Origin of the sequence: Gemmiger formicilis, from assembly GCF_016901605.1 — a bacterium.
Classification (GTDB): domain Bacteria; phylum Bacillota; class Clostridia; order Oscillospirales; family Ruminococcaceae; genus Gemmiger; species Gemmiger formicilis_B.
In genome coordinates this window covers 1-10,957 of sequence record NZ_JACJKP010000105.1, presented here as the reverse complement: position 1 = coordinate 10,957, position 10,957 = coordinate 1, and the positions used below count along the sequence as shown (strand labels likewise).

7 protein-coding genes, 1 pseudogene and 1 riboswitch are annotated in these 10,957 nt (G+C 49.9%); all 8 genes and pseudogenes read right to left on the bottom strand.

Annotation, left to right across the window (positions count from 1 at the left end; all coding sequences use genetic code 11):
- Positions 1–4,812, bottom strand: a pseudogene (locus tag H6B10_RS09225) (hypothetical protein); the annotation flags it as partial.
- A gap of 156 nt (positions 4,813–4,968) precedes the next feature.
- Positions 4,969–5,055: riboswitch (cyclic di-GMP riboswitch) on the bottom strand.
- 150 nt (positions 5,056–5,205) lie between these two features.
- Positions 5,206–5,808, bottom strand: coding sequence for a recombinase family protein (locus H6B10_RS09220; RefSeq protein ID WP_204651335.1), 603 nt, complete (start codon positions 5,806–5,808; stop codon positions 5,206–5,208).
- A gap of 210 nt (positions 5,809–6,018) precedes the next feature.
- A complete protein-coding gene (locus H6B10_RS09215) occupies positions 6,019–6,306 on the bottom strand; it encodes a hypothetical protein (RefSeq protein ID WP_204651334.1) in 288 nt (95 codons plus the stop codon).
- 259 nt (positions 6,307–6,565) lie between these two features.
- Positions 6,566–8,248 carry a recombinase family protein gene (locus H6B10_RS09210; RefSeq protein WP_204651333.1) on the bottom strand — a complete coding sequence of 561 codons (1,683 nt, stop codon included), beginning with the start codon at positions 8,246–8,248 and terminating at the stop codon, positions 6,566–6,568.
- A 47-nt stretch (positions 8,249–8,295) separates the two neighbouring features.
- A complete protein-coding gene (locus H6B10_RS09205) occupies positions 8,296–9,348 on the bottom strand; it encodes a virulence RhuM family protein (protein WP_243413579.1) in 1,053 nt (350 codons plus the stop codon).
- A 95-nt stretch (positions 9,349–9,443) separates the two neighbouring features.
- The gene (locus tag H6B10_RS09200; protein WP_204651332.1) at positions 9,444–9,629 is read right to left on the bottom strand and encodes a hypothetical protein; all 186 of its coding nucleotides are present in this window, start codon (positions 9,627–9,629) and stop codon (positions 9,444–9,446) included.
- Entirely contained in the window at positions 9,619–10,599 is a 981-nt protein-coding gene (gene mobV / locus H6B10_RS09195; protein ID WP_204651331.1) for a MobV family relaxase, read from the bottom strand. The genes H6B10_RS09200 and mobV overlap by 11 nt, the downstream gene beginning before the upstream one ends.
- Positions 10,600–10,601: 2 nt before the next feature.
- The gene (locus H6B10_RS09190; RefSeq protein ID WP_204651330.1) at positions 10,602–10,820 is read right to left on the bottom strand and encodes an LLM class flavin-dependent oxidoreductase; all 219 of its coding nucleotides are present in this window, start codon (positions 10,818–10,820) and stop codon (positions 10,602–10,604) included.
- Positions 10,821–10,957 lie beyond the last annotated feature (137 nt).

Sequence of the window (10,957 nt, the reverse complement as noted above, 5' to 3'; positions counted from 1 at the left end):
CGTGTAATCGCCGAGCTTCACCGTTTCACCGCTCTCAAACTGAACGGCAAAATCGCCCTTGGGCAGATGGTGGAACCCGTAAGCGCCGGTGCCTCTGGTGTTATCGCTGGTTTCTCCCGTCAGTACGTTGATCTGCTTGCCGGTTTCCACCGAAACGGTCTTCCCATTGAGCAGGTACGGAGCATAGGTTCCATCCCCGCCTTTCTGCAACAGGGTGACTTTTACGCCATCCATTAAGGTTTCCCCGGATTCCCGCAGGCCGTCCTTGTCGGCATCCAGCCATACCACGCCTTCCAGCAGGCGGTTGACAATGTAGGTTCGGGCGTTGCTCTCCATATCGCCGCTGCCGAAGCTGTTTACCAAAAACTCGCCCGGCTTGCCGTCCGGCACATCGAAGGTGATGTGCATTTTCAGAGTGCTGTTCGGTGTCAATTTTCCCACGGCGGCCACCGCCACGATCACATGGGTCACATCGGGCAGCTCCACCGCTCCGGTATCCGGGTCTATCTTCATCTCCGTCCAGCCATTTGCCTCTGTGAAATCGGTGGCTTCGTAATCCCCGGCCGTTGTATTCCGCTTACTGGTGTCGGTGGTATAGTACAGCTTGAAACCGCTGATAAGTTCCTTGCTCTGGACAGTCAGCTCCGATACCACCACCTGCCCGGTGATCTGCGTCCCTCTGCCGTCCTCGTTATGGGGCAGGAAGTCAATGTCCACCACATCCATGGAATTGCTGGAATTGTTGCCGTGGTGGATGGTAAAGCCCATTTCTTCCCCAACCTCCACGATCTTCTGGTCGGAGGTCTTGGAGAAGCTCACGCCACGGTTCTTGCTGATGATGATACTCTTCTCGGCATAGTTGCCGTTGGTGGCGACAAAATCCCGGATCTGTTCATCATCGCTCCAGATTTTGACCGAGTTTAGAAGCTGCTGCTGGTTTACCACGTCGGTTTCCTCATTGCCGGGCGTACCAATGGTGCAGGAATAGTAAATCGGTTCAAGCTGGGTCACTTCATCCGCCGTGATCGTGACATTCTCCAGCGTAAAGAGGAGCGTGGTGGTGCCATCGTCATTGTTCTTGATCTCAGGAAGCAGCTTCGTTCCGCCGGTGACGGTTCCAGCCTTTCCGCCGCCGTTGGAGGTGTAGGTGCCACCATAGAAGGCAGAGTTCAGAATGTACTCCAATCCCGCAGGCAGGGTGTCCTCGATGTAGACGGTTGTAGTCGTGCTTGTCCCTTCGGTAGTGGATTCGCCCTGTGAGCGGATCGCTGTGGGGTAGAGGACATAGTCCACCTCCCGCTGGCTGGTGTCCATATCGTAGGTCAGTTTTTTTCCACCTTCCCCGGTGCCGGGCTGGTTGGGGCTTTTGGTGATCTGGGTGGCGTAGTCTACCACGAGGCAAGAGTCGCCTGCATTCGCACCTGCCGTACCCGTTACATAGCCATTCTCGTCATACTGAGATTTGGTGTAATTTTTCAGAGCATCCGAGGATTCATAATCAATTTTCGTCGATGGGGCAGGATAGTCACTGTTATATTTAAGAGGAGTCGTCTTACCCGCCCGGCTGGGGAAGCCGTTTTGCACATAGAGAAGGTAATCTTCCTCCGTCAAATCCGCTTCCTCTTTTTTACACCATTCTGCCGCTGCCGCCTTTATATCGTTGCGGTTCCAAGCCACCCCGGAATGGGTAATCATAAATGTATTACCGTCTAAAGCACTGTTATCTTTGGATTTTCCTAAGATTCTTAAACCAGTGCTGTCATTTCCCTCTCTAAATAATCTACGTGATTCTAAGAGAACCGCAACACAGGTGTATCCCTGCTCCTTTAGCTCGTCCAAAGAGGAAAAGAAAATCAAATCATCCGCGGTTGCCTGCATCATCTCTGTGTCATAGCCCGCTTCGTTCGGTTGCCGGTTATTGTGATTCCAGCCATTTTTGTCTGGTTTTGCACCATAAAGAACAGTACTACTACTGTCATAGGTTATTACTCTTTCTGGTTCAAAAAATGAGTCATCAAATTTCAGTAGGTAATCCGCTGCGATAATTCTGGCTTGACCTTCTGCATCATTCTGACCGAGGCGCCCATATAGGCCCAAAGAATCGCCTCTTAAAATCCAATCCTTTCCATTACCGCGACAACCTTCTGTTAAGGCCAGCGTTCCATTATCTGCCTGTTCTGTATTAGGAATATAGATAACGCTTAAACCGATAGTACCAGGTTTGGACAGATACGAAGTCTGTGTGGCTTGGTCATCTGTCTGAATCGCCTGATTTGTATTACCCTCAACCTTGTCTAATGGCGTTCCATTCTCGCCGGTCATTTGCAGATTCTTATCTTCCAAAGTAATCTGAAAGGTACCTGAATCATATTTATCTGCAATATAGTTCCCTTCACTGTCATAGAAAGGCTGCACTACCCAGATTTCTCCGGCGGAAAAACAGGCGGTCTGTATATCCCAATAACCGCCGATCGTGTTGGGATTGTAATATTGGTACGTTGTAGGAGAGTCTATAATATTGTTATAAGGCAGATGCTCTAAGTCCACCTTATAATCAGAAATGGTTACCTGTATCGTTCCTCCGTTTTGTGTTCCTTTCCATTGTCCCCCAGCGAAGCACCCCCATCGTTGACCATCTTCGACTTCGTTTGTTGGAGTATAGTAAACGCGTGGAACCGCAACCATACTGAGGCTTCGCTCATCCGTCTGCGTCACGTTACCGTTTTTGTTCCGCGATCTATTCCCATCTATGCTCCACAGGAGCGGGGCGTATGCATCATCGGGTGTGATCGTTTCGCCTTCATCAGTCCGGTAACTGCTTGTCAGCGACAGATCGAATGTGATAGGCGAGCCGTCAGGCAGTTCACATCCACGAAGACCATGCTGAGGGCTTTTGCCAGCAATCTGAATTACCGCACCAAAGGCCTGAATCCGTCCCTCTTTTGTACCGGCATTTTTATTCTGTGCTAAGCCATTTCCCGTGGAAAAATCAAAAGTTCCTACTGTCTGGTTCACGCCCGGGTGTCCATTTACAATTCGCACATTAAACCTCGGAGCGGAAGTGACGTTCACATCAGGCGCGTCGATGGTCTTGTATTCCTGCTCGACATGCTCCGCGCAGGAATGGCTGCTTCCGGTCACCAAACCTTCCTCCGGCTTCGGCACATCGTTGCCCTCCAGCCAGAAGGTGAATTGGGGCTTAACCGTATCACCCTGCGTCATTGCCAGCACACGGAGAGCGATGTTCAGCTCCTGATAGCTGTTTCCAATGGCGGCAGGGTTTCCATCACCCGGTTCCGCCAGGAAACTGCCCCGCAGCACCTGATAGGTCTTTCCATCGTGGATTTCTTCTGTTGTCTCAAATTTTCCTTCGGTCTTAGCGGTCATCCAGCCCATGGACTCAGTTTCAAACCGCACCACATCCCCGGTGCCTTCCACCACAAATTCATAATAAACAGTTCCTGTTTTATAGGCTGTGTAGGGGCCGCCATCACGCACCTGTGTTTTGAAAGCCGCCGTGTAGGTCACTACGTCAAAGGAGCGCACCGTATTGTTCAATGGGCCGCTGTCGTTTCCGGCGCTGTCGTCCTCATCCCAGGGCGCGGTGCCGGTGCGGATCGCCAGTTTGGACTCTGTCGTTTCGTCCTTTACCAGATAAGCGTCAGAAATATAGGCGTAGTCTCCATTCAGCCTGTCGCCAATCTCGCCAGAGGCATAAACCGGGAAGGTGAATTGTTTGGTCGCAAGGACTTTTTCCGGTTCCTGTCCTTCTTGCGTGTTTTCCAGTTCCACATAGGCTTCATAGGTCACGGTAAAGGCAACATTCTCATTTGAAGTAACCTTCAAAACCGGACTGTTCCATTCATACTCCGCATCTTCGGGATTGGCCTGCAAGTCTGTAATGCGGAGCTTGATCGGATTGCCGTTCTCGTCCTGCTCCGGCGTTACCGTTGCTTTTTCCAGCAGATTGTATTCCTGGCCTACATAGCCCACGGGATTGGTCAGGGTGATCTCAATATCATCTTCGGTCAGTTGAATAAGGTTATTCTGCATTCCACTGCAAATTGGGCAGACATACTCGCATGGGTGGCCCTCCACAGCCTCCACATATCCGCAAGTGTCATCATGCTCCCCATTGGCGTGGGGGCAGATTAAAACAAGCTCATTTTCTCCGCTGTCCTGCACAGGTTCTTCCGCAGCCAGATAGCCGCAGCTTTCATCATGGACATGGGTGCAGGGCGTTCCTTCTGTCCCTTCGGAATATCCGCACTCGCTGTCGTGTTCGTGCTGGCAGACATTCTTTTGGGTGATGCAGCCGCTTTCCTCGCTGCACTCATGATTGCAGACCAGTTCCCGCTCCTTAGAGTCGGACGAGGTAGCGGTGCTGTCGGATACGCTGCTTTCTTCATAACAGTCATCCGTATGTTTATGCACACACTCCGTTACCCACTCAAAGCATTCTTCCGTATGCTCATGGGTACAGGGCGTCCCCTCGGTGGGGGCCGAATAGCCACAGCTTTCGTCGTGGACATGGCTGCATACAGGTTCCACGGACTCGGACTCTGCGGGAACTGCCGCATAGCAGTCCTCTGTATGCTCATGCTGGCAGGGGCTGCCTTCCACAGCTTCCACATACCCGCAGTCCTCGGTATGTTCCAGGTGATGTTCACAAAGCCCGCCTGTATAGGCCGGTGTTTCTTCTGCCGGTTCTTCCGCAGCAGCAACCGTCATCGCCGTAGAAGGGAAGATCATGCACAGGCAGAGAACCACCGCAAGCCATCGCTTTGCCATTGTTCTGGTTTTATGTTTCATAGCTTCCTCCTGTTTCTTGTCGTACTCGGTAATTTTTCAGGTAGTCAGCCACCTGCTCCGGGCTTTCAAACGAAAGGGATTCTTCCGTAGTCTTTCCAATGAGTTACCTCCCTTCGCAAAAAAGAAACAACCGGCAGATCACCGGTTGCATCGTTTCAATACACACCGGCTGCCATCAGAATATATCTGTAAGGCCCATGGCTTTTGCGTCACCGGCTTTCGCCGGTTTTGCCCTGACCGAAAAAGCAGAGAATTTCGGTCGTTCCTTTATACATATTTTACAGGGTGTTTCAGCGGATTTATGAGCCGTACAAGATGAAATGACCGCTAAAACAAACTTTGATCTATTATACACCGTCTGAAAGGAAATGTCTACCTTTTCCTGTCACAAAATCAGGCATTTTGCTCGTGTACCCAGCGAAGAAAGGTGTCCTGGGCGATATGAAGCTCCTTTGCGGCCTGCCGGGAGCTGATTTCTTTTCGTTCCCATCGTTCTTTCAGATGAAAAAATCCCTCCGGCACCGGTTTTCGTGGCCGCCCAAACTGTACGCCCCGCAGCTTCGCGGCGGCGATGCCCTCCATCTGACGCTGGCGGATGTTCTCCCGCTCGGTCTGCGCCACATAGGAGAGAATCTGCAAAACCAGATCGGCCACGAAGGTTCCGGTCAGATCCCTGCCGGTCTGCCGGGTATCCAGAAGCGGCATATCTAACACCACGATGTCGGCCTGTTTTTCCTTTGTGATGATCCGCCACTGGTTTAAGATTTCCTCGTAGTTGCGGCCCAGGCGGTCGATGGACTTAATCACCAGAATGTCGCCCCGTTTCAGCTTCCGCAGGAGCCTTTTGTACTGCGGGCGGTTAAAATCCTTCCCGCTGAGCTTGTCCATGAAGATCTTGTCATCCTGCACATGAAAATCCCGCAGGGCTATGAGCTGGCGTTCCTCGCATTGTTCTTTGGTGGATACTCGTATATATCCATAAATCGTTGATTCCATCAATCGTTCCTCCTTTGGTTCTTAGTGTTTCCACAAGAAATATTTTAATCGGAGGGTGATTTCAGGCCGAATTTACTGAACAAGAAAAGCGAAAAAAGGACTGCCCTTCGGTGATAGAAGGCAGCGCAGCCGGTTCCGGATCGTCCTTTTCCGGTTTCTGTTTCAGGGTGGAGAGGAAGGCTTGCTCCACAGCCTTCCATCCGGGGCTTGTCACCACGCGGCCCTTTGCAGAAAAGGAAGCGCCGCCGCAAGGCTGCGTTCCGTCTTACACAGGCTGGCTTTGGAGAGCAGCATATCGGAAAATTCCTTGCGGATGGGGGTCAAAGCTGTCGCCGGTGGGTGAAATCCGCAGGATTTTCCGGTATTCCACCATATCCGGATAATAGCTTCATCACTCCTTTGCTGTGGATTTGTTACGCAGTAGAACAGCGATTTTGAGGGTTTAGGGATAAAGCCCTTACCGCGTGAGAAACGCGCCCGCAAAGCCGCTTGTATCAAGGCTTTTTCTGCCCCTACTGCGTAACATAAGGGCATAAAAAAGTCGCAGACTGTTTCAAAATCTGCGGTTTCGCCTAAAAGAAAAGGACACCGGTTGCACGATGTCCTTTTCAGTCAACTATTTAGTTTTTTGTGTTCCCACACTCCATATCAATAACTACCGAAACCGTGATATAGTCCTCAATACGCTTATTGCGGAATTTATCACCCTCTGCGTCAAACACCACATGGCGGGAAAAGTGCCTAAATCTAAGGATTTCTACAAGGTTTCTCTTTGTAGCAACACTATTGTCTCAACTTGTTCTTCATTGTCCAAACTGATGCTCATATCTTCCACAATGATAGGCAGCTTAAATTTGATGGATTTCAGCCACTGTCCATTAGGTTGCCGCTCCGGGTAAATCTGTATCTCCGAGATCAGCGCCTCGATCAGCTGACGCCGCTCCACATCGTTCATCACGCCGTACAGTTTCTCAAAATAGATCAGAACTTTATAGATATTGTCGCCGGTCAGCTTTTCTGCTTCAATGGCCTGCTTTTTAGCTCTGGCAGCAATCAGCGACGATTCTGTATCTTCAATCTTATCATACATCCTGTAAAGGCGGTCATCAAGATCAGCCTTGCGCCGCACATAGTGCCGGTCATCCGGGTCGAGAGAGTCAATTTCTTCTGCCAGCTTTGATTTGATGGAATAGTGCTGGCGAAGCTGCTTTTCGTAATTTGCAATCTCCTGGTCAATGGCGGCAGTATCCACCTTCATGTTGATTTTTTCCTGCATCATGGCAGCAAACTTCGGATTGCTCACTAGCTTTACAATGACTTCTGCTACAGCATCGTCCAGCAGTTCTTCCCGAATCTGTTTTTTATAGTCACATTTATGCCCGCGTATCATGGTACGGTGCTTGCAGCCGTAGTAGTAAAAATCCTTATACTTGGTGCCGTCCGCTTTGTGCTTGATGCTTTTGTTCCCATACATTCCTGCTCCGCAGACAGGGCACTTTACAATGCCGGAAAGAAGATGTACATGCTCGTCCTTCCCGCGGTTGACGTGTTCATACTTTTTTGCTTGTGCCAGCAGCTTCACCTGCGCCGCTTGCCAGACTTCTTCTGAAACAATCGCTTCATGCTGCCCGTCTGCAAGCAAATAGTTGTCCTGCTCCACCAGTTTATATTCGTTTCTTGTGCCACGAACTTTTTCCGTCTTGCGTCGGCCATAGGCGATTTTCCCGCAGTACACCGGATTTTTCAAAATCAAGCGAATCAAATGTGCGTCAAACAGAGGATTCTTCCCATTCTGCCGGGGGATTTTGCGGATGCCATGGTTCTCCAGATATTTAGCGATTCCGTTTGCACCAATATCCGTATGTACATACTGGTCATAGATGACGCGGATCGCCTCCGCTTCTTCCTCGTTGATAATCAGTTTCCCATCCACCAGCTGATACCCATAGGGGGCAAAGCCACCGTTCCAGCGGCCCTCCCTTGCTTTTTGGATACGGCCCTCCATGGTTTGGACACGGATATTTTCGCGCTCAATCTCCGCCACAGCAGACAGGACGGAGATCATCAATTTGCCCGCGTCTTTGGAAGAATCAATGCCATCCTCCACACATACCAGATTGACGCCAAAATCCTGCATGACCTGAAGGGAAGAAAGCACGTCCGCCGCATTTCTGCCGAAGCGGGACAATTTGAATACCAGAACATAGGACACGCCATCTTTTCCGGATTTGATGTCCTCCATCATCTGGCTGAATTGCGCCCGGCCTTCAATGGATTTTCCAGACTTTCCCGCGTCCTCATATTCACCGACGATCTCATAATCGTTATAGTCTGCGTAGGCTTTCATTTTGGCTTTCTGTGCATCCAGCGAATAGCCATCCACCTGCATAGCGGTGGAGACTCTGGTATAGGTGTAAACTTTTATCTTCTCTTTCTGCATCTTAATCTTCCTCATGTGGTGCCAATCGAAAAATTGGATTGGCTATTTTAACTTGGATTAGAAGTATCATCCTGCTTTTCCGCTTCCGTCTTGGCCGTTTTCCCCAACTGTTTGATGGTCTTCAGATATTCTTCCTCGACAGGGGAAAGGGTTTGTGCTTGATAACGTTTATATTCTGCTTTCGCTTTTTCCATCGCCTGTGCATGACTGATTTTCCCTGCATGGGTCAATACTTCTTCCCCAGTCGCCCGAAGAATGTTATCCAGCTGCTCCACATAATCACTCATATACATGGGCCGGTGACGAATGGCCTGCACCTCGGCAAAGTCGAAATAACCGGATACCATTTGATTCAGAACCCGCAGTTCTTCCTCCGTCAGATAATTCTTGGCAATCCCAATATCTTTTGCCGTGGGAAAATCGCCGGAAAAGGTGGTAAGCCCCATAAATGGCTTATCCGCATCGGCCCGCTCATAGATCACTTCCGCAGCCGTATGTCCATGCGCTGCATAATGAAGCTTGTTCTGCACCATTTTGAAAAACGCAACAGATTCCGCACTTCTGGGGTTATAGTCCACGCTGGTGGCGTACAAGTCCAACACTTGACGATACATGACTTTTTCCGAAGAACGAATGTCCCGAATCCGTTCCAGCAGTTCGCGCCAATAGTTGCCACCGCCCAAATTTTTTAGGCGCTCATCGTCCATCGTGAAGCCCTTGATCATATATTCTTTTAGGCGCTCAGTGGCCCACCGGCGAAACTGGGTGGCAATCAAAGATTTTACTCTGTACCCCAAAGAAATGATCATGTCCAGATTATAGAAAGGCAGCTCTCTGGTTACTTGCCGGTTGCCCTCCATTCGAACCTGTCGGAATTTCCGACAGGTTGAAGTCTCATCCAGTTCGCCTTCTTCATAGATGTGGCCGATATGCTCCACAATGTTGCTTCTGGACGTATGGAACAGTTCCGCCATCTGCTGCTGTGTCAGCCAAACGGTTTCGTCCACAAACCGGCATTCTACCTTTGTAAGTCCATCTTCCGCCTGATAAATTACAATCTCACCCTGGCCCTGATTTGGTCTCATTTTATCTTCCGCCATTTGTTCACGCTCCCATCTGATTCCGTTTTTATGTTCCAAGAGGACAGGGAGTAGACCAGCCCTCTTGTTTGGACATTTATATCACGTTAATTATATCATGCAGCAATTTTGCTTTCAACTGCTTTCTGCTTGGAATCAGAATCTTTTTTATCTACTTCGGCGTTGCCCATCCTATCACAAGGTGCTAAAGGAGTGGGCATATTCTCAATATCTAACTCCGAAGCATATTTCTCAATCAGGTTGGTCAACAGGTCTGCAAAACCGCTCCACTCATCTATCATAGGCATTTTCCCTTTCTTTTCTATGAGGCTGTTTGTAAAATTCCAATACTTCTGCCGGTATCTGCTCCAGAATCGCCACAGCACTGTCATAGTCGCGCCGCAGCTTGAGGTCTTCGATCTGCTTTAGGGTGCTGACCTTCTGCGCCGATGCAAGGGATTCTTCCAGCTCGGCATTTTTCGTTTTCAGCTTTTTGTTTTCGGATGCTGTTTTCGTAAAAGCTACGCCATATTTCCGTAGCAGTGTGTCCATCTTCTCCACGCTGGGAATATAGATATCCAGAATTTTGCAGATTTCCTCCGCCCGGCTTTTGGCGTTAAAGGGATTGATTCCAGTGAGCAGATCCTCCAGTTTGCTTTTCTGTTTGGTCAGTCTGGTCATCTCCTTAAATACGCGGGGCGGGATATGGTCGCGCCCGGTCAGGCTGGCGCTCTCGCCACGCTCCAAATCTGGAAACTTCTTGACCATGTGTTTCCAAAACTCATCCTGCCACCAGGTCAGCTTCTTTTTATTGCCCATGATGTCTTTGGCGCTGAGCCTGCCATCCTCCGTCAAAGGGACAAAACAAAGGTGCATATGGGGCGTTTTCTCGTCCATATGCACCACGGCGGATATAATTGTCTCTTTGGACTGATGCTGTTCCAGAAAGTGCAGAGCTTCCTCGAAAAATGCCCGAATTTCCGCCCGTTTCTTTCCCTTAAAGAACTCCGGGCTGGCTGTGAACAGCGTCTCGATCATACGGATACTGTCTTTCCGGGTACGGCATCCGGCAGCGGCAATTTGCCTCTCTGACTCGGCCCGGTACTTGCCGGGCGGTTTGACCAGATGGAAGTTGTACTTGCTTCGGCTGGTATCCACATCGGGATTACTGGCGTACTTTTCCTTTGTGCGCTCATTATGAGCCTCGATATTACCGATTTCCGGTCCTTTGTACTTTGCGAATCGCATAATCGCATATTGTGCTTTTTCCATGCTTAATCCCTCCGTTTCTGCCAAATAATGTCATATCCCAGCACATCGGCCAGCTCTACAGCCTCCCGATACCGCAGAGATTCCCGCTGCAATTTACCGGAAAGATTGGATACGCTATCGCTCCACCCGTATTCATCGTGCAACTGGTTAACGACTTCCTGCATGGTGTACCCGGCGCGGATGATCTGCGCCTTGATTTCGTTTCGGATATTTGATTTCATGGTAATCCTCCAAATTTTTTTGCCCATAAAAAGGACCGGCTGCGCTGGATAGCGTACCGGCTTCATGGGATGATAAGATTGTTATAGTTGCTGTTTTGCGATAGAAATGCTTCCCCGCGTATCATTGGTCAACGGCG

Bases quoted from the DNA above. Each gene is read 5' to 3' on its own strand.
- mobV (WP_204651331.1), bottom strand. From the start codon at position 10,599: ATGGAAAAAGCACAATATGCGATTATGCGATTCGCAAAGTACAAAGGA.
- H6B10_RS09220 (WP_204651335.1), bottom strand. From the start codon at position 5,808: ATGGAATCAACGATTTATGGATATATACGAGTATCCACCAAAGAACAA.
- H6B10_RS09190 (WP_204651330.1), bottom strand. From the start codon at position 10,820: ATGAAATCAAATATCCGAAACGAAATCAAGGCGCAGATCATCCGCGCC.
- H6B10_RS09200 (WP_204651332.1), bottom strand. From the start codon at position 9,629: ATGATAGATGAGTGGAGCGGTTTTGCAGACCTGTTGACCAACCTGATT.
- H6B10_RS09210 (WP_204651333.1), bottom strand. From the start codon at position 8,248: ATGCAGAAAGAGAAGATAAAAGTTTACACCTATACCAGAGTCTCCACC.
- H6B10_RS09205 (WP_243413579.1), bottom strand. From the start codon at position 9,348: ATGGCGGAAGATAAAATGAGACCAAATCAGGGCCAGGGTGAGATTGTA.